16 protein-coding genes are annotated in these 18,378 nt (G+C 59.7%); 8 read left to right on the forward strand and 8 right to left on the reverse strand.

Features of this window, described 5'->3' with window-relative positions:
- Nucleotides 1–21: 21 nt before the first annotated feature.
- Nucleotides 22–750, forward strand: coding sequence for a CatB-related O-acetyltransferase (locus GVL50_RS24300; RefSeq protein WP_159815326.1), 729 nt, complete (start codon nt 22–24; stop codon nt 748–750).
- A 1-nt stretch (nt 751) separates the two neighbouring features.
- On the opposite strand, the gene GVL50_RS24305 is transcribed toward GVL50_RS24300, so the two are convergent.
- Nucleotides 752–1,612: a LysR substrate-binding domain-containing protein gene (locus GVL50_RS24305; RefSeq protein ID WP_159815327.1), complete on the reverse strand. Its 861-nt coding sequence runs from the start codon at nt 1,610–1,612 to the stop codon at nt 752–754.
- A gap of 112 nt (nt 1,613–1,724) precedes the next feature.
- Between GVL50_RS24305 and GVL50_RS24310 the strand changes: the two genes are divergently transcribed.
- Both GVL50_RS24310 and phnX read left to right on the forward strand, forming a co-directional pair.
- Nucleotides 1,725–2,834 carry a 2-aminoethylphosphonate--pyruvate transaminase gene (locus GVL50_RS24310; protein ID WP_159815328.1) on the forward strand — a complete coding sequence of 370 codons (1,110 nt, stop codon included), beginning with the start codon at nt 1,725–1,727 and terminating at the stop codon, nt 2,832–2,834.
- Between the two features lie 144 nt (nt 2,835–2,978).
- Nucleotides 2,979–3,806, forward strand: a complete 828-nt coding sequence (gene phnX, locus GVL50_RS24315) for a phosphonoacetaldehyde hydrolase (protein ID WP_159815329.1) — start codon at nt 2,979–2,981, stop codon at nt 3,804–3,806.
- Between the two features lie 122 nt (nt 3,807–3,928).
- On the opposite strand, the gene GVL50_RS24320 is transcribed toward phnX, so the two are convergent.
- On the reverse strand, nt 3,929–4,255 hold the full coding sequence (locus GVL50_RS24320) for a hypothetical protein (protein ID WP_159815330.1): 327 nt from the start codon (nt 4,253–4,255) through the stop codon (nt 3,929–3,931).
- Here GVL50_RS24320 and GVL50_RS24325 point away from each other — a divergent pair.
- Together GVL50_RS24325 and GVL50_RS24330 are read left to right on the forward strand one after the other, a co-directional pair.
- Nucleotides 4,248–4,559: a hypothetical protein gene (locus GVL50_RS24325; RefSeq protein WP_159815331.1), complete on the forward strand. Its 312-nt coding sequence runs from the start codon at nt 4,248–4,250 to the stop codon at nt 4,557–4,559. The genes GVL50_RS24320 and GVL50_RS24325 overlap by 8 nt on opposite strands.
- A gap of 330 nt (nt 4,560–4,889) precedes the next feature.
- Nucleotides 4,890–5,438 carry a cytochrome b gene (locus GVL50_RS24330; RefSeq protein WP_159815332.1) on the forward strand — a complete coding sequence of 183 codons (549 nt, stop codon included), beginning with the start codon at nt 4,890–4,892 and terminating at the stop codon, nt 5,436–5,438.
- A 117-nt stretch (nt 5,439–5,555) separates the two neighbouring features.
- Here GVL50_RS24330 and GVL50_RS24335 read toward each other — a convergent pair whose 3' ends face one another.
- The 6 genes from GVL50_RS24335 to speB all read right to left on the reverse strand — a co-directional run bounded on the left by GVL50_RS24335 (nt 5,556) and on the right by speB (nt 14,686).
- Nucleotides 5,556–6,455 (reverse strand): 1-aminocyclopropane-1-carboxylate deaminase/D-cysteine desulfhydrase, encoded by a 900-nt coding sequence (locus GVL50_RS24335; protein ID WP_159815333.1) that lies wholly within the window; start codon nt 6,453–6,455, stop codon nt 5,556–5,558.
- A gap of 125 nt (nt 6,456–6,580) precedes the next feature.
- Nucleotides 6,581–8,620 carry an NADPH-dependent 2,4-dienoyl-CoA reductase gene (locus tag GVL50_RS24340; protein WP_159815334.1) on the reverse strand — a complete coding sequence of 680 codons (2,040 nt, stop codon included), beginning with the start codon at nt 8,618–8,620 and terminating at the stop codon, nt 6,581–6,583.
- Between the two features lie 167 nt (nt 8,621–8,787).
- Nucleotides 8,788–10,476 (reverse strand): choline dehydrogenase, encoded by a 1,689-nt coding sequence (gene betA / locus GVL50_RS24345; protein WP_159815335.1) that lies wholly within the window; start codon nt 10,474–10,476, stop codon nt 8,788–8,790.
- A 2-nt stretch (nt 10,477–10,478) separates the two neighbouring features.
- The gene (locus GVL50_RS24350) at nt 10,479–12,047 is read right to left on the reverse strand and encodes a cytosine permease (protein ID WP_159815336.1); all 1,569 of its coding nucleotides are present in this window, start codon (nt 12,045–12,047) and stop codon (nt 10,479–10,481) included.
- Nucleotides 12,048–12,155: 108 nt separating this feature from the next.
- Nucleotides 12,156–13,664, reverse strand: a complete 1,509-nt coding sequence (locus GVL50_RS24355; protein WP_159815337.1) for an aldehyde dehydrogenase — start codon at nt 13,662–13,664, stop codon at nt 12,156–12,158.
- A 23-nt stretch (nt 13,665–13,687) separates the two neighbouring features.
- Nucleotides 13,688–14,686 (reverse strand): agmatinase, encoded by a 999-nt coding sequence (gene speB, locus GVL50_RS24360; RefSeq protein WP_159815338.1) that lies wholly within the window; start codon nt 14,684–14,686, stop codon nt 13,688–13,690.
- A gap of 151 nt (nt 14,687–14,837) precedes the next feature.
- Here speB and GVL50_RS24365 point away from each other — a divergent pair, with 151 nt between their 5' ends.
- The 3 genes from GVL50_RS24365 (at nt 14,838) to GVL50_RS24375 (ending at nt 18,033) form a co-directional block, all read left to right on the forward strand.
- Nucleotides 14,838–15,758: a LysR family transcriptional regulator gene (locus GVL50_RS24365; protein ID WP_159815339.1), complete on the forward strand. Its 921-nt coding sequence runs from the start codon at nt 14,838–14,840 to the stop codon at nt 15,756–15,758.
- 100 nt (nt 15,759–15,858) lie between these two features.
- Nucleotides 15,859–16,989, forward strand: coding sequence for a carbon-nitrogen hydrolase family protein (locus GVL50_RS24370; protein WP_159815340.1), 1,131 nt, complete (start codon nt 15,859–15,861; stop codon nt 16,987–16,989).
- A 3-nt stretch (nt 16,990–16,992) separates the two neighbouring features.
- Nucleotides 16,993–18,033 (forward strand): AraC family transcriptional regulator, encoded by a 1,041-nt coding sequence (locus tag GVL50_RS24375; protein ID WP_159815341.1) that lies wholly within the window; start codon nt 16,993–16,995, stop codon nt 18,031–18,033.
- Nucleotides 18,034–18,378 lie beyond the last annotated feature (345 nt).

Consider the following 18,378-nt stretch of genomic DNA (forward strand, 5'->3'; position numbering starts at 1 on the left):
CACGGAATCGAAGAACGCATCGTGAAAAAACTAATCAATTCCGTTCGAGATCATTTCTGGAAGAAATGGATTCGCCAGCACGATTGTAAAGTCGCCGGTGGCATTTCCTCCTTGCACAAGCGATCCAGGCTGACGCTCGAGGAGCACGTGTCCATCGGTTATGTGGTGATCGAGTCGAAACACCTGACCATCGGTGCGCACACCTACATTCGCAGCGATTGTGTGCTGTCCGCCGTGTCCTCGATTGGCCGTTTCTGCTCGATCAGCACCCGCTGCTTTATCGGCCAGCAAAAGAGCTCACATCCCACTGACTGGCTGAGTTCTCATCCCTTTCAGTACACCGACACCGCCCTGACCTTCGACCCGGTGGTGGCCGACGTCACCATCGGCCACGACGTCTGGATCGGGCACAGCGCGATGATTCTTGAAGGGGTGCAGATCGGCACTGGCGCGATTATCGCGACGCGTGCGCTGGTGACTCAGGATGTGCCGCCCTACGCGATCGTTGCCGGTACGCCGGCAAAAATCATCAAGTATCGGCATGACCCACAGACCATCGAAAGGCTGCTCAAGAGTCAGTGGTGGAATCTCGATGTGAAGCTGTTGCAGACGCTGCCGTTAAACGATCCGACTGCCGCGCTGGATCTGCTCGAAGGCATGCAGTTGAAGCAGGCGGATTACCCGAGAATCGAGGTCACGCGCAAAACTACAGCGATCCTGCCGGCGCAAGCGCAGTTGGCGATTGCCTGATTTAGGCCGGTGCCAAACCGAAAAAAGCCTGAATCAAGCGCAATTCCCGACGGCGCTCCATGCAACCGATCATGTGCCGGTTGACCAAGCCCTCGCCGACAATCGGAATCGCCACCACGCGCGGGTCATGGCTGACCTCCACCGATGACACCACGCCGACGCCCAACTCGGCGGCCACCGCTTCCGTCACCGCCTCGCGGCTGTCCAGCTCCAGCAGCACACGCGGATGGATTGCGGCCTGCGCACAGGCCTCGTCAAACGTTCGCCGGGTGATCGAACTCGGTTCGCGCAACACCATGATCACTTGATCCAGCTCCTTGAGTTTCACCTCGCCTTGGCGCGTTGCCCATGGATGCGCCGCCGGCACCAGCGCACAAATCCGCGACTCGCTCAGCGCTTGCAGGTGCAGGCCTTTGCGCGGTTCGACTTCGGTCAGCACGGCGACATCCGCGTGCTCGGATAACAGCGCCGCCAGGGTTTCCTGGGCATTGCCCAAACGCAGATTCACCGTGATCCCCGGGTAACGCGCGCGCAGGCTCGCCAACATCGGCATGACCATGTGCGGACCGTCCGCCGCCACTTCCAGGCGCCCGGTGAGCAATTGCCGATTGGCTTCGAGCATGGTCTGCGCCTCTTCCGCGAGGCCGAACATCGCGCGGGTGATCGCCGCCAGTTTGGTGCCCTCCTCGGTCAGTTCCACCCGTCGCGCAGTGCGCCGCAACAGGGTGATCTGGTAGTGCTCCTCCAGCGCCTTGATGTGCCCGGTGACCGCCGGCTGACTGATGAACAACCGCGCAGCGGCACGGGTGAAGCTGCCTTCACGGGCCACGGCGTCGAAGGCGCGCAGTTGGAACAGGTTCATGGATAACTCTCACTGATGGCTGGCATAACAACAAACAATTTGATTGATGCAACGCCGAATTGCAACGTATGCCCCGTAGCTTCATCCCACAGCGCTATCCGAGGACACACGAATGAGTATTGCCGAACCCATCCTGCTCACTCCCGGCCCGTTGACCACTTCGGCCCGCACCCGCCAGGCGATGATGGTCGACTGGGGGTCATGGGATGACCGCTTCAACCAACTGACCGCCAGCCTCTGCGAACAATTGCTGGCGATCCTCAACGGCGCCGCCACTCACCATTGCGTGCCGTTGCAGGGCAGCGGCACCTTCGCCGTCGAAGCGGCCATCGGCACCCTGGTGCCGCGCGACGGCAAAGTGCTGGTGCTGATCAACGGCGCATACGGCAAACGACTGGCGAAAATCTGCGAAGTGCTCGGCCGCTCGTTCAGCACCTTCGAAACCGCTGAAGACGAACCGACCACCGCCGCTGACGTCGACCGCTTGCTGCGCGCCGACAGTGATATCACTCACGTCGCGCTGATTCATTGTGAAACCAGCACCGGGATTCTCAATCCGCTGCCAGAGATCGCCCACGTCGTCGAACAGCACGGCAAACGCCTGATCATCGACGCCATGAGCTCCTTCGGCGCCCTGCCGGTGGACGCACAGAAAGTGCCGTTCGACGCACTGATCGCCGCGTCCGGCAAGTGTCTGGAAGGCGTGCCGGGGATGGGTTTTGTCTTCGCTCGCAAGGAAGCGCTGGCCGCTGCGGCTGGCAATTCGCACTCGCTGGCGATGGATCTGTTTGATCAACACGCTTATATGCAGAAAACCGGTCAATGGCGCTTCACCCCGCCGACCCACGTGGTCGCGGCGCTGCACGAAGCGCTGCTGCAATACAACGAAGAAGGTGGTTTGCCGGCACGGCATGCGCGTTATGCCGCCAACTGCCAGGCGCTGATGGAAGAGATGGGCAAGCTTGGCTTGCGCAGCTTTCTGCCGGCAGCGATTCAGGCGCCGATTATTGCCACGTTCCATGCGCCGAACGATCCGCGTTATCAGTTCAAGGACTTCTACGAACGGGTCAAGGCCAAGGGTTACATCCTTTATCCGGGCAAGCTCACTCAGGTTGAGACCTTCCGTGTCGGCTGCATCGGCCATGTCAGCCCGGACGAAATGCGCCAGGCCGTGGCGGCTGTTGGTGAAGTGCTGCGTGAGATGGAAGTCCTCGAAATCTGAACTCCACACAAATCCCCTGTAGGAGTGAGCCTGCTCACGATGAGGCCGTGTCAGTCGACGACGATGTTGAATGAACAATCGCTATCGCGAGCAGGCTCACTCCTACAGTTTGAATTGCATTGCCATTACAGGAATTTGATAAACATGAACTACGTCAATCCAAGCAAGCTGCAAGCCGCGATCCTCGACTGGGCCGGTACCGTGGTCGATTTCGGTTCGTTCGCGCCGACGCAGATTTTCGTCGAAGCCTTCGCCGAATTCGATGTGCAGGTCTCCATCGAAGAAGCCCGTGGCCCGATGGGCATGGGCAAGTGGGATCACATCCGCACTCTCTGCGATCAGCCGCAAGTCGCCGAGCGTTATCGCAAAGTGTTCGGCCGCACGCCGACCGATGACGACGTCACCGCGATCTACAACCGCTTCATGCCGCTGCAGATCGAGAAGATCGCCGAGCACTCGGCGCTGATTCCCGGCGCGCTGGAAACCATCGCCAATCTGCGTCAGCAAGGGATCAAGATCGGCTCCTGCTCCGGTTATCCGAAGCAGGTCATGGATAAAGTCGTCGAGCTGGCCGCCACCAACGGCTACGTCGCCGACCACGTGGTTGCCACCGACGAGGTGCCGAACGGTCGCCCTTGGCCGGCTCAGGCACTGGCCAACGTGATTGCCTTGGGCATCGACGACGTCGGCGCCTGTGTGAAGATCGACGACACCGTGCCGGGCATCCTCGAAGGCCGTCGCGCCGGGATGTGGACGGTCGCGCTGATCTGCTCGGGCAACGCGCTGGGCCTGGATTACGAAGGTTTCCGCGCCTTGGGCAGCGATGAACTGGCCAGCGAACGCAAGCGCATCCACGCGCTGTTCGAGAGCTCGCGTCCGCACTATATGATCGACACCATCACTGATTTGCCGGAAGTGATTGCCGACATCAACAAGCGTCTGGCCAAGGGTGAGATGCCGCAAAACGATTAAGGTAGATTGAAAAAAACCGCCAACTGATAAAAAGCTGGCGGTTTTTTTATTGATCACATTAAACACCTGATCGGTTTCAAGCTGTTAAACCTGAACAGTCTTTTAAATCAAAACAGTAACATTCAATCAACAACGGGATTGCCATCTGCATCATATTTCAATCCATCGGGATGACGAATCGAACCGTCCGCTAGTTGCTCGGTGCCGTCAGCCCAGACGATACGACCATCTGGATATTCCACGGTGTCATCCGGCCACACGATGCGGCCATCAGGATGCTCGACCCGGCCGTCAGCATGCTGAATGATCCCGTCGGGGCGGGTAACTTTGTTTTTTCCGGCATCGACGATGCTGCCATCGCTCAGTGTGGTCGATCCATCCGGCTGGCGAATACTGCCGAGGGCGCTGATCAGGTTAATCAGTGCCACCGGATCAATGTTGATGTTCAAGGTAGGCCACGGCATTGGCGGACGGGCATTCACGGGTGGTTTGGTGCCCGGTGGCGCTGGTTTGACCGGTGGTTTGGTGCCAGGCGTCCCCGGAGTGACAGGTGGCTTCACGGGTGGTTTGACCGGCGGCTTCACAGGCGGTTTGACCGGTGCAGGTTTGACTGGCGGCTTGACCGGAACCACGGGTGGCTTGACCGGAGGTGTGGTGGGTCGGGTTACTGGCGGTTTGCTGCCCACGGGCTTCGGTCGAGATATCGGTGGCTTTGCCATCGCTTTTTTTACAATGTTTTTACTATGTTTGTGATTCAGAAGAATACAAAAAGTCATATTTAAGTCCTTTTAAGCAAGTTATCAACAGCATCACTTATTAAATCAAGCGATTTGAAAGCAACAACTGCCCGCAACATTAGCGGATCAAACAACGCCAATCAAACTCTGTGCAGATTCAAGATATAAACAACAACCGGTTACACCCGCAGCACTAAAGTCCGCAAACCGCAAACACTAATAACTTTGTAAAAACAGCACATTAAAACTTTTGTTTCGTTAAGCAGAAATGCCCAAGTGGGTTTACAGTTAAGGCATGCCGTCAGAGAAACGGTGCGATGAAACCCTGAACCGAGAGGAACACTGTATGCCGTGGACAAGTTCCGAATCGCGTTACAGCACCGTGTCGGTCATGCTGCATTGGCTGATGTTGGTGCTGCTGGTGCTGGTGTACGCCAGCATGGAATTGCGCGGCCTCTTCCCCAAAGGCAGCGGCGGCCGCACGCTAATCCGCGAAGTGCATTACATGCTGGGCCTGACCGTATTCGTGCTGGTGTGGTTTCGCCTGCTCGCCCGCAGCCTCGGCCCGGCACCGAAAATCTTCCCCGCCTCGCCACAATGGCAAACCGTACTGGCGCGGCTGATGCACTGGGCGTTGTACCTGTTCATGATCAGCATGCCGATTCTGGGCTGGCTGATCACCAGCGCCGAGGGGCATCAGGTGATGTTCTATGGTTTTGATCTGCCGCTGCTGGTGGGTGAGGACAAAGCCTTCGCCAAACAGGTGGAGGGCTGGCACGTGCTGATCGCCACGATCGGTTACTGGCTGATCGGGCTGCATGCGCTGGCGGGGATCTATCACCATTATGTGGTGAGGGATAACACGTTGCTGCGGATGATGCCGAAGCGCGGGTAAACCCACTGAGGCCTCATTGTGGCAATGCATTCATTGTGGCTGGCAATGGGATCTATCTGGGCAATGCAAACCATTGTGGCGAGGGGATTTATCCCCTCACCACAAAAACATCACCTGTCAGGGCTGGAAACCGCGTCTGCCCTGCAGGCCGCCGGTGTGGATGAAGATCAGTCGTGTGCCGCTGGAAAATTTACCTGACCCAATTTGTTCCTTAAGGGCCAGCAGCGCTTTGCCGGTATACAGCGGTTCCAAGGGCACACCGCTAGCCTGTTCGGTCTGTTCAATAAACGCCAACAACCCCGGATCAACCTTGGCAAAACCACCTTGGCTGGCATCAATCAATTCATACCCCGCATCCACCCGCCCCGCTTCTCGCAGAATCGACTCAACCTGCGGCGCCACACCGTGATCTTCCGGCACCGCCAACGCACCATAAACCGTATGCGCCCCCGCCTCGGCAAGCACCAGCCCCGCCAGCGTCGTCCCGGTGCCGCACGCCAGCCACCAGCCGTGGTAATCACTCCAGCCCAATGAATGCAATTGCGCGTCGACCTGCTCTTTAAGCGCCACACAACCCAGCGCACCCGATAATCCCCCACCACCCTCCGGCACCGCATGCAACTCTGGATACTGCGCCCGCCATGGCAACCAGAACCCCGACTCATGCCGTGCCCGGTAACCGGCAAACCCCAACCAATGCAGGTGCATGCCGAACGCCTGCAGATCCTTCACCGTCGGCGTTTCCTGCGGATGCCCGCGCAACAGTCCCACGGTTTTGAACCCCAAGCGTCTTCCGGCCGCTGCCAACGCGTGCAGATGATTGGAGTGCGCACCGCCAAGGCTGATGATGCCTTCGGCGCCCGCACGGTCGGCGGCTTTGAGGTGTTCGCTGAGTTTGAACCACTTGTTGCCACTGATCAGCGGGTCGATCTGGTCGAGACGCAGGATCGCCACTTCGATGCCGGCGGAAGTCAGCCAGTCCAGATGAAGAGGTTCGAGGGGGGCTTGGGGAAACATGAGCACTGCGTAATCTGAAAAAAACACATACTAGTAGGAGCTGCCGCAGGCTGCGATCTTTTGATCTTGTCGTTAAAAAACAAAATCAAAAGATCGCAGCCTGCGGCAGCTCCTACAGTGGGTTTTTACAGTTCAGCGGCGAGGCGCGAGCCTTGGTTGATAGCGCGTTTGGCATCCAGCTCTGCCGCGACATCCGCGCCGCCGATCAGGTGCACATTCTGCCCCGCCGCGACCAGGCCATCGTGCAGCTCACGCAACGGATCCTGCCCCGCGCAAATCACGATGTTGTCCACCGCAAGCAATTGCGGCTCGCCGGTTTCGCCGATGCGAATGTGCAGACCGTCATCATCAATGCTCAGGTATTCCACGCTGTTGAGCATCTGCACCTGCTTGTTCTTCAAACCGGTACGGTGAATCCAGCCAGTGGTTTTACCCAGACCGTCGCCGACCTTGGTTTTCTTGCGCTGCAACAGGAACACTTCACGCGCCGGTGCATGCGGCGCCGCTTTGATCCCGGCGACGCCACCGCGTGCTTCCAGTTTCGTGTCGATGCCCCATTCTTTCCAGAACGCGGCGCGATCCTGACTGGTCGCAACGCCTTCATGAACAAGGAATTCCGAGACGTCAAAACCGATGCCGCCCGCGCCGATCACCGCGACACGCTTGCCAACCGGTTTGCGCTCAAGGATCACGTCGATGTAGCTCAACACTTTCGCATTCTCGACACCCGGAATCGCTGGCAGACGCGGCGCGATGCCGGTGGCGAGGATGATTTCGTCGTAGCCGCCTTCAACCAGTTTCGCCACATCAACGCGAGTGTTCAGGCACACCTCAACATTGGTGGTTTGCAGCTTGCGCTTGAAGTAGCGCAGGGTTTCGAAAAACTCTTCTTTGCCCGGCACACGCTTGGCGATGTTGAACTGACCGCCGATTTCGCTGGCCGAATCGAACAAGGTCACCTGATGGCCACGCTCGGCGGCCACGGTCGCGGCAGACAAACCGGCAGGGCCAGCACCGACCACGGCAATCTTCTTGATCTGCTGCACCGGCAGATAGTTGAGTTCGGTTTCGTGGCAGGCACGCGGGTTGACCAGGCAACTGGTCAGCTTGCCGCCGAAGGTGTGATCGAGGCACGCCTGATTGCAACCGATGCAGGTGTTGATTTCGTCGGCGCGGCCTTCAGCAGCCTTGTTGACGAAGTCCGGGTCGGCGAGGAACGGCCGCGCCATCGAGACCATGTCGGCATCGCCTTCAGCGAGAATCTGCTCGGCGATTTCCGGGGTGTTGATGCGGTTGGTGGTGATCAACGGAATGCTCACCGATCCGCGCAGCTTGGCCGTGACCTTGCTGAACGCGGCACGCGGCACTTTGGTGGCGATGGTCGGAATCCGCGCTTCGTGCCAGCCGATGCCGGTGTTGATGATGGTCGCGCCGGCCTGCTCAATGGCTTTGGCCAGGGTGACGATCTCATCCCAGGTGCTGCCGCCCTCGACCAGGTCGAGCATCGACAGACGGAAAATGATGATGAAGTTCGGGCCCACCGCTTCACGCACACGGCGGACGATTTCCACTGGCAGGCGCATACGGTTTTCGTAGCTGCCGCCCCAACGGTCGGTGCGGTGGTTGGTGTGCGCGGCGAGGAACTGGTTAATGAAATAACCTTCCGAGCCCATGATTTCGACGCCGTCGTACTCGGCAGTCTGCGCCAGCACCGAGCAGGTGACGAAATCGCTGATCTGCTTTTCGATGCCCTCTTCGTCCAGCTCTTTTGGCTTGAACGGGTTGATCGGCGCTTGAATCGCGCTCGGTGCCACTTGTTTCGGGCTGTAGGCATAACGACCGGCGTGGAGAATCTGCATGCAGATCTTGCCGCCCGCATCGTGCACCGCGCGGGTGACGATGCGGTGCTTGAGCGCTTCTTCCTCGGTGGTCAGCTTGGCCGCGCCAGAATAAACGCCGCCCTCGTCATTCGGGCCGATCCCGCCAGTCACCATCAGGCCAACACCGCCGCGCGCACGCTCAGCGAAGTACGCCGCCATGCGCTCGAAACCGCCCGGTTTTTCTTCCAGGCCGGTGTGCATCGAGCCCATCAGGGTACGGTTGCGCAGCGTGGTGAATCCCAGATCCAGCGGGGCCAACAGGTGCGGGTAATGAGCGGCGGTCATCGGTAACTCCACAACGAGCAATCACGGAAAAGTTGCGGGAGCTCTGCGTCCCCCGTCAGTCATGTTCGACAGACTAAGAGCCGCACCGTGATCACTCAATGACCGTAACTGACAACTTAATGATCTAAATGCACACCACCTACGTCGGCGCTGGATCACTCGAACAGCTAAACCCGGACATTGCGCCCTGGCAACGATGTGCGCTGGCTGTTCTCCCAATCCTGCACCAGCCCCACCGGCGCCTCTGACGGCGGCAACATCGCCCGCCCGCGCAGCAGATCACTGGCGCGTTCGGCGAGCATGATGGTCGGAGCATTGAGGTTGCCGTTCGGCTCGCTCGGGAACACCGACGAATCGATCACGCGCAATCCATCGAGGCCGTGCACGCGCAGTTCGGAGTCCACCACCGCCAGCGCGTCCTCGCCCATTCGACAGGAGCCGCACGGGTGATAGGTGCTTTCGAGGTTTTCGCGAACGAAGGCATCGAGGTCTTCGTCGCTGTTAACCAAAACGCCGGGAGCGATCTCGCTGTCGCGGAAACGATCCATGGCTTTCTGGCCGATGATCTCCCGGGTCAGGCGGATACAGCGGCGGAAACCTTCGCGGTCTTCTTCGCGTTGCAGGTAATTGAACTGGATCTGCGGATGCTCGTAAGGATCCGCAGAGCGTGCGCGCACATAGCCGCGGCTCTTGGGTTTGTTCGGCCCGGTGAGCACCATGAAGCCGTGACCCTTGATCGGCTTGTTGCCGTCGTAACGCATGGCCGCCGGCAGGAAGTGAAACTGGATGTCCGGCCAGCGCAAACCCTTGTCCGAACGGATAAACCCGCCAGCCTCGAAATGGTTGGTCGCGCCGAGGCCATCCTTGAACAGCAGCCAGCGCAAACCGATGAGCAATTTGCTCAGCGGATCCATTTTGCTGTTGAGGGTCACCGGTTCCTTGCAACTGAACTGGATGTAGACCTCGGCGTGATCCTGCAGGTTTTCACCGACACCGGGCAGATCGTGGCGCACCTCGATGCCGGCCTTGCGCAGCACGTCGGCCGGGCCGATACCGGAGCGTTGCAGCAGGTGCGGCGAGCCGATTGGCCCGGACGAAACCACTACTTCGCGCCGGCAATAGACCTCATGCGTCTGGCCGTTGTGGTCATAGCTGACGCCGACCGCACGTTTGCCGTCGAGGAGGATCTGCCGGGTCATCGCGTGGGTGATCACGGTGAGGTTCGGGCGCGCCATCGCCGGGCGCAAATAGGCGTTGGCCGTTGAACAGCGCACACCGTTTTTCACGGTCATGTGCATCGCGCCGAAACCTTCCTGCATGTAGCCGTTGCAGTCGTCGGTCTTGATGTAACCCGCCTCGGCGCCGGCCTGCACCCACGCGCCGTACAGCGGATTTTTCATGTGGTTGCCGTTGGTGGTGTGCAGCGGCCCGGTCTGTCCGCGATAGTTGTCGCCGCCCGCTTCATAGTGCTCGGCACGTTTGAAATACGGCAGGCAATTGCGGTAGCCCCAGCCTTGCGCACCGAGGGATTCCCACTCGTCAAAATCGCAGGCGTGACCGCGAATGTAGACCAGCCCGTTGATCGATGAAGAACCGCCGAGTACCTTGCCGCGCGGGCAATGGATGCGCCGTCCGTTGAGGAATGGCTCCGGTTCGGTTTCATAGCGCCAGTTGTATTTTTTGGTGTTCATCGGAATCGAAAAAGCACTCGGCATCTGGATCACCACACTGCGATCGCTGCCACCGAATTCCAGCACCAGCACCGAGGTGTCCGGGTCTTCGCTCAAGCGGTTGGCCAACACACAACCGGCGGAGCCGGCACCGATGATGATGTAGTCGTATTTTTGCGTAGCCATGCTTATCTCCCGGCCGTCGATGGCTTGATTGCAGGCGACACGCGTCGCGTCAGCGAGTCGCCGGTGGTGTATTGCGGAGAGTTTTTTTCGATCTGGCGGATCACGGTTTCTTCACTCGCCAGATCGATCGAACGGCTGAACCAGTAATACGCCAGTCCCGACACGATCAGCCCGACCAGCCAGGCGATGTCGATGCTGCCCAGCGCTCTGGCAAGCGGGCCGACATACACCTCGCGCTGTTCAACGCCGTCGTAGATGTAGAAAAACGGGATCATCGCGACAAACCCGATGGCGTACGCGGCGATGCCGCGCAGGCCCCAGCTGCCGTAGATGTTGCCCTTGGGCATGAAGAAGTGCGGGATGGCGTAGCGGCCCTTGCGCACGAAGAAGTAGTCGGTGAGGTTGACCGACGTCCAGGGCACCAGGAAGTACAGCATCACCACCAGGTAAATCCCCAGCACCGACAAACCTTTGCCCGTGCTTTGAATACTCAGCGCCACGCCCAATTGCAGGAGGATCACGAAGGTGATCGCCAGCACCCGTGCCTTGCGTGTTGGTTGGATTTTTTTGATCGAGTCGACGCACGTCAGCGTGGTCAGTTTGGCGCTGTAGATGTTCATCGCAATCACCGGCAGGATCGCCAGAATCGTGATCACCACCACGGCCGTGCCAACCAGTGGCGACATCACATTACCAACCTGTCCGAGCGCTACCAGCACGTCGGTGGAATGCAGGTGATCGGCGAGCCAGCCGCCCACGGAAATCATCCACGCGCCGGACAACGAGGCGCCGACAAACACCACGGCAATCAGCTTGCCGCTGGAGGTGTTCTTCGGCAGATACCGCGAATAGTCCGAGACGTAAGGCGCGTAAGCGATGTTGTAGCTGGCGGCGGCGGCAAACTGCGCGATGAAACCGGTCCAGTTAAACCCCAGTGGCGGTGGCGCGATGTCCCCGGCGGCGAGCACGGGCAGCGGCGCATCCGGCACCCAGCCCATCAGCACGGCCAACGTCACCAGACCGTACAACGGAATCGACAGGCACAACGCCCATTTGAAACTGCGGTGCATCCAGTCATGGCCGAGGATCGCCAGAATCGCCGCCGGAATCGTCACTGCCACGGCAACCAACCATGGCTCGAAACCGAACAGCGTGTGCATGCCCTGCATCATCAACACCAGATTGACAATGTTGAAACCGGCGAACACAAACAGCGTCGCCAGCAGCACCAGAATCACCCCGCGATAACCGAACTGCGCCCGCGACTGGATCATTTGCGGCAACCCAAGGTGCGGGCCTTGCGAGCCATGAAACGCCATGAACAGTGTGCCGAACATGATGCCCAGCGTGCCGGCGAGCGTCGTCCAGAGCGCGGTCAACCCGACACTCGGGCCAACGAAACCGATGGTCATGGTGAAGAAAGTGAAGTTGCCCAGAAACCAGAACGGCCCCTGACTCGATAACTTGTCGGTGCGTTCGTTTTCCGGAATGAAATCGATCGAATGACCCTCGACGACAGGTTTGTCGCCGAGGAGTGACACACCAGGAGCGGCTTTGGCTTCTATGTTCATGATGGGCTCTTATTGTTGGAAGATCATGACGAAGTAACGGCATCCTTTCGGGTTGCCCCTCCCCGTGGAGAGGGGTTGTTCAATGCTTTCTCCTTGAGGCCTGCCGGGTCAGGGCAGCGTGATCCAGACCGCTTTGGTTTCGAGCAGATAGTCGAGTTGCTCGGCGCCGAGATCCTTGCCGAAACCGGACTGTTTGTAGCCACCGAACGGCATCGACGGATCGAGGGTGCCGTGGGCGTTGGCGTAAACCGAACCGGCCTGTAAACGCGGAATCAGGCTGTGCACCTTGCCCAGATCATTGGAATACAGCGCCGCTGCGAGACCGAACGCCGAATCATTGGCCAGCGCCAGCGCTTCTTCGTCATCGTCGAACGGCGCGGTCACCAGCACCGGGCCGAAAATCTCCTCCTGAACAATGCGCATGTCGTTGCGGCAATGGGCAAAAATCGTCGGTTCTACAAAGAAGCCAGGGCCTTCAATCGGTTGGCCGCCATAGACCAGTTCGGCGCCCTCCTGCTTGCCGGTCTCGATGTAATCGCGCACGCGCTGCTGTTGCACGGCCGAGACCAACGGGCCGATAAAACAGTCGGGATCCAGCCCCGGGGCGATCTTCAATGTGCGCGTGTAGGCAATCAGTTCACCGAGGAATTGTTCGTAGACGCTGCGATGCACATAAGCGCGGGTGCCGGCATCACAGACCTGTCCCGAGTTGAAAAAAACGCCATTGGCGACCGCTTGTGCCGCCGCCGGAATGTCCGCATCGGCGAAAACAATTACTGGCGATTTTCCGCCGAGTTCCAGCGTCAGTCGCTTCATTTCGTCGACGGCTGCACGCCCGACCGTACGGCCGACTGGCGTCGAGCCGGTGAAGGTCAATTTGTCGATGCCCGGGTGCGTGGCCATCGCCGCGCCGACCACGGTGCCGCGCCCGCAGACGATGTTAATGACGCCGGCGGGGATCCCGGCTTCCTTCACCAGTTCGGCAAAACGCAACGCCGACAGCGAGGTCAGTTCGGCCGGTTTGACCACCACCGTGCAACCGGCGGCCAGCGCCGCGCCGAGTTTCCAGGCCATGGTTTGCAGCGGGAAATTCCACGGCACGATTGCGCCGACCACGCCCACGGCTTCTTTGCGCGTATACGCCAGATAGTTGCCGGGCAGCGAAGGCTCGACCGTACGCCCGTGAAGTTTGGTCGCCCACCCGGCGAAGTAGCGCAGGGTGTCGACGGTGCCCTGAATATCGACGTCCTTGGCGAAGGCCACGGACTTGCCCATGTCGATCGATTCGATTTCTGCCAGTTCAACGGCGTTCTGCTCAATCAGATCTGCCAGACGCTGGATCAAACGTTCGCGTTCTGCCGGTTTTGCCTGGCGCCACGCACCGCCGTCGAACTGAGCGCGCGCCGCTTGCACTGCGCGATCGAGATCTTCGACGGTGCCCATCGGAATCCGCGTGATCAGGCCGGCGGTCGACGGTTCGATGACATCAGCGGTTTGCCCGTCGCTGGCATCGACAAACGCGCCACCGATAAACAACTTCTGCGCCTTGCCAAGGAAGGTTTGCGTTGCTTCGGATACTCCGAATTTCTGCAGGTACTGCTTGACGATCGTGTCCATGTTTATTCTCTCTGCCGGACGGCTCAGGCGGGGGTAGCGACGTTGTCGGCGGCGCGCACTTTGGCCCGTTCGTGGAAGATGAAACCGATGCTGTTCAGCAGCAGTTGCGCGGCCAGAATCGAGGTCATGCCGGTCGGGTCATACACCGGCGCCACCTCCACCAGATCCATGCCGACGATGTTGCCTTGGCTGCGTTTGGCCAGCGCCTGAATGATTTCCAGCACTTCGTAATAGAGGAAACCGCCGTGGCTCGGCGTGCCGGTGCCGGGGGCGATGGACGGGTCGAAACCGTCGATGTCGATGGTGATGTAGTAGTTGATGTTCTGCGGGATCAGCGCCAACACGCCTTCCACCCCGAGGCGGCGTACGTCGCGCACCGAGAGGATCTTCGAACCCGCCGCATGGGCCGCTTCGTAGTCATCACGATTGGACGAGGAAACGTTGCGGATGCCCATTTGGGTCATACCGACAATGTGGTTCATTTCCGAGGCGCGGCGCAGCGGGTTGCCATGGCCGTAACGAACGCCGTGGCGCTCATCGACGAAATCCAGGTGCGCATCGAAGTGAATGATGTGAATCGGCCCGCGTCCTTCGAATGCCTTGATCACCGGCGCGTGCACCGAGTGATCGCCGCCAAGCACCACCGGCATGACACCGGCATCGAGGATCTTGCGCACCGCGTATTCGGTGTTGAGATTGCTGGTGACCATATCGGTGTGGACGATGTCGGCATCACCGACGTCGACCATGCGCACATCGGCGGCGGTCAGGTACATCACGTCATCTTCGTGATCGTAGGCACCGGCGTGACCGAAGGAGAACAGCGTCGACGCCTCGCGTATACCGCGTGGCCCGAAACGTGCGCCGGAGCGCCATTGGGTGCCCATATCGTTGGGCACGCCGAGTACTGCGACATCGGCATCGAGCGCGTCCCAGTCGGTGCACACCGGTGATTTGCCGAAGGTGCAATGCCCCACGAAAGGCAGGTTCAGGCGCCCGGATTCATAACCGTTATTGGACATTTCAAGCCTCTCCACTTGTTGTTATCGGCTCGGCGGACTGCAAGGCGACCGTCGTTGCAGTGACTATGGGCGCAGGTTTTCGTGGAAAAAATGCCAAACATCAGATACTCATATCGGCATTACCGATGCATCCACACGCGGGAGGTTCCAGGTGATTCAGCTGCACGATGTCGATTTGAAGTTGCTCAGGGTGTTTGCCACGATTGTTCGTTGCGGCGGTTTCTCCGCAGCGCAGGCGGCGTTGAATGCCGGCCAGTCGACCATTAGCGAACAGATGTCGCACCTGGAAACCCGTCTTGGGGTGAAGCTTTGTCAGCGCGGACGCGGCGGTTTTCGCCTGACCGAGCAAGGCGTGGCCATTCATGAAGCGACCCAGCGCCTGTTGTCGGCAGTGGAGAATTTCTGCATGGACGCTGACGTGCTCAAGCAGCACATCAGCGGCAAGCTCAACCTCGGCATCATCGACACCACCATCACCGACCCCGACTCGCCGCTGCCACGTACGACTCAGCGTTTCGTTTCTCGCGGCCATGACGTGCATCTCAATGTGTACGTCGGCACCCCCGCCGAACTCGAAGAGCGCGTGCTCGACGGCAGACTGCATTTGGCCATCGGCCATTTCCCGATCCATGTGCCGGGCCTGCTGCACACGCCGCTGTATCAGGAAGCGCTGGGCTTGTATTGCGGGCGCCGGCATCCGCTGTATGGCAGCCAGGCCGAAGGTGCTGAACTGCTCGAGGCGATTACCGAGAGTCGCATTGTCGTGCGCGGTTACATGCAGCAATACGATCTTGAGCACCTGGGCGTGAGCAAAGCGGCGGCCACGGTGGATAACATCGAGGCGCTGGCGATCCTGCTGATCTCCGGTGCCTACCTGGGCTTCCTGCCGGCCCATTTTGCCCGACAATGGGTCAAGACCGGCGAGATGCACCAATTGGCCCCGGACAGCCTGCAACTGGTCTCGCCGTTCGACGTGATCACCCGGCGCGGCATCGCGCCGCCGCCCATTCTCGCAGCGTTTCTGGAAGACCTGGCGGCCTGTTCGCACCACGCCGTCGGCGCTCTGCAATGAGTGTCAGGCGCAGGCATGGCCCCGTGCCTGCGCCCTCGCCCGGCACTATTGAGGTATCATCGACCCGCGTCACACCATGCACCCGGTTCTGTTGGAATTCATGCGCAAACTTCTGTACCTGACATTTTCCATGGCCCTCGTGGCCGTCCTTGCTTCCTACGCCATGTGGGCGGCAGACCGCCCGGCGGGACATTACCTGTCGGATCTGCGAATCAAACTCGCGGTCGATCAAGGCACACCCGCCGACCGTGGCAATCTCTTGGGCATCCAGCCCGAACTCTACCCCACCGACTATCAAAGCCCCGAGCGCCTGCACCGCAAGCTCGCCGCGTATCTGCAGCAAGCGCAGGATCAAGGCTTGTTGAATGACAAGACAATCGTCGTATTGCCCGAGCACGTCGGCACCTGGCTGATGATCAGCGGCGAAAAAGACGAGCTGTATCAGGCGCCCACGCTCACCGAAGCGATGAACTGGCTGGCGGCGAGCAATCCGTTGTTGTTTGCCCGTGCGTGGCTGACGGCCAAGGGCAGCAACCGACTGAATGACGCGCATCTGCGCATGAAGTCCAAGTCGATGGCCAAGGATTACCAGGCGCTGTTCGGCGGTCTGGCCAAGGAATTTCATGTAACGCTGGTGGCCGGTTCCATCGTGCTGCCCGAGCCGAGTATTCGTGACGGTCAACTCAAACCCGGTAGCGGCGCGCTGTTTAACAGCAGCGTGGTGTTTGGTCGTGACGGCGTGCCGCTCGGCCAGCCACAACGGCAGATGCACCCGATCTTCGATCAACGTGATGTGCTTGAAGGCGAAGATCAACACGCCATCAACGTCGTCGACACCCCGGCCGGGCGCCTCGGCATCCTGATTGGCAGCGACAGCTGGTATCCGGACAACTATCGCAAGCTCGACGCCCAAGGTGCGCAACTGGTGGCGGTGCCGGCGTTTGTCGTCGGTCACAACGTGTGGGATCAACCGTGGGGCGGCTACAAGGGTTCGAGTACACCGAGTTCGGTCAGCCTCAAACCCGGTGAAGTCAGCGAAGGTCAGGCCTGGCATCGCCTGACCCTCACCGCGCAACCGCCCGCCAACAACGCGCTGGCCGGCATGAGCGTGTTCCTGCGCGGGCAGTTCTGGGACAAGTTGAGTTCGGGGCAGAGCTTCCTCAGCAGCAACGGCCAACAGTTCGCCGACGGCGAGGCCCGTGGCGCACGTTTGCTGAACGTCTGGTTGTAAGCCATGAAACCGCAGCCGATGCGTCTGGGCGATTTATCGGTGGGTTTCGTGCACAGCCTCGCCGATGCCGTGCGCAGTCATGACGCCGATCCGCTGCCCTTGCTCGAGCAATACGGTCTGGATGCTGCGCGATTGGCCGAGGCTGGCGCGCGGTTATCGATTCCGCGCTACATGCGTTTGGGCCATGCGGCGATTCAACTGACCGGTGATGCGGCGCTGGGTTTGCGTATGGGCCAGCTCAGTCGCTTGAGTCAGGCCGGGCTCGCCGGTGTCACCGCCGCACAAGCGCCGACCGTGCGTGAAGCGGCGCGCTGCCTGATTCGTTTCGAACCGCTGTACGGCTCCAACTATCGTGGCCAATCGAGTTTTCACGAAGACGCGAATGGCGCGTGGCTGCGTTTCTATTCGATCAGCCCGTACAACGCCTACAACCGTTTTGTGGTGGATTCGATTATCGCCGGGTGGCTGCATCAGCTCGCCAGTGTCAGCCGCGAACCGCTGCGCGCCGAGCGCATCGAAATCGAATTCGACGAACCGGATTATCGCGATGCTTACAGCGTGCTGGGCGATAGCCCGATTCAGTTCGGCGCCGAGCGCAATCAATTGCGCCTGAGCCTGACCAGCCTCGCCCAACGTAACCCCGAACACTGCCCGAGCACCTGGCGGCACTTGCTGCAATTGTGTGAGCGAGAACTGGAACAACTGACCCGCACCCGCAGCCTGCGTGAACGCATCACGCAGTTGTTGGGGCCATTGTTGAATGGTGGCCGGGAACCCGACCTGGAAGAAGTGGCGGCGCGCTTGAAGCTACCGACCTGGACATTGCGGCGCAAACTGACCGAGGAAGGCACGCAGTTTCGCGCGATCCTCAACGACACTCGCCGTGATCTGGCAATGACGTACATCCGCGACACGGAACTGGCGTTCGGTGAGATCGCCTACCTGCTGGGGTTTGCCTCAGCCGAAGCTTTTCAGCGTGCATTCAAACGCTGGAGCGGCCAGACACCGGGCGAATTCCGCCGCAGTCACCGTAAAACCGCGTGACGCTTACAGCTCGGTAGCGTCTTCAGCAGGTTCAGGCTGATCCAGTTCGTAGGCGTGAAATTCGAGCAGCTCTTCTTGATAGTCATCCATTGCGTAATCCCCCTACTGCTCTCTGAAAAATGGCCTGATCAATCGACCCATGCCCCGAGCATAAAGTGCCCGTGTGAAGGAAAAATGAAACGCGCCCTTCATGGATAAAACGTAGCAGCAGGTCAGGAATTTATCGCGGGATTATTGTCAGCGGAATGTAACGAATTCTTATACCACCCAAAAACCTCGTAGGAGCAAGGCTTGCCCGCGAAGGCGTCAGACCAGCCAACACTTTTTATGTTGACTGGTCTGACG

Source organism: Pseudomonas sp. 18058 (assembly GCF_902706155.1).
Classification (GTDB): domain Bacteria; phylum Pseudomonadota; class Gammaproteobacteria; order Pseudomonadales; family Pseudomonadaceae; genus Aquipseudomonas; species Aquipseudomonas rustica.

Excerpts from the sequence above, each read along its gene's own strand:
- GVL50_RS24305 (WP_159815327.1), bottom strand. The coding sequence starts at position 1,612 with ATGAACCTGTTCCAACTGCGCGCCTTCGACGCCGTGGCCCGTGAAGGC.
- GVL50_RS24310 (WP_159815328.1), top strand. The coding sequence starts at position 1,725 with ATGAGTATTGCCGAACCCATCCTGCTCACTCCCGGCCCGTTGACCACT.
- phnX (WP_159815329.1), top strand. The coding sequence starts at position 2,979 with ATGAACTACGTCAATCCAAGCAAGCTGCAAGCCGCGATCCTCGACTGG.
- GVL50_RS24325 (WP_159815331.1), top strand. The coding sequence starts at position 4,248 with ATGTTCAAGGTAGGCCACGGCATTGGCGGACGGGCATTCACGGGTGGT.
- GVL50_RS24330 (WP_159815332.1), top strand. The coding sequence starts at position 4,890 with ATGCCGTGGACAAGTTCCGAATCGCGTTACAGCACCGTGTCGGTCATG.
- GVL50_RS24335 (WP_159815333.1), bottom strand. The coding sequence starts at position 6,455 with ATGTTTCCCCAAGCCCCCCTCGAACCTCTTCATCTGGACTGGCTGACT.
- GVL50_RS24340 (WP_159815334.1), bottom strand. The coding sequence starts at position 8,620 with ATGACCGCCGCTCATTACCCGCACCTGTTGGCCCCGCTGGATCTGGGA.
- betA (WP_159815335.1), bottom strand. The coding sequence starts at position 10,476 with ATGGCTACGCAAAAATACGACTACATCATCATCGGTGCCGGCTCCGCC.
- GVL50_RS24350 (WP_159815336.1), bottom strand. The coding sequence starts at position 12,047 with ATGAACATAGAAGCCAAAGCCGCTCCTGGTGTGTCACTCCTCGGCGAC.
- GVL50_RS24355 (WP_159815337.1), bottom strand. The coding sequence starts at position 13,664 with ATGGACACGATCGTCAAGCAGTACCTGCAGAAATTCGGAGTATCCGAA.
- speB (WP_159815338.1), bottom strand. The coding sequence starts at position 14,686 with ATGTCCAATAACGGTTATGAATCCGGGCGCCTGAACCTGCCTTTCGTG.
- GVL50_RS24370 (WP_159815340.1), top strand. The coding sequence starts at position 15,859 with ATGCGCAAACTTCTGTACCTGACATTTTCCATGGCCCTCGTGGCCGTC.
- GVL50_RS24375 (WP_159815341.1), top strand. The coding sequence starts at position 16,993 with ATGAAACCGCAGCCGATGCGTCTGGGCGATTTATCGGTGGGTTTCGTG.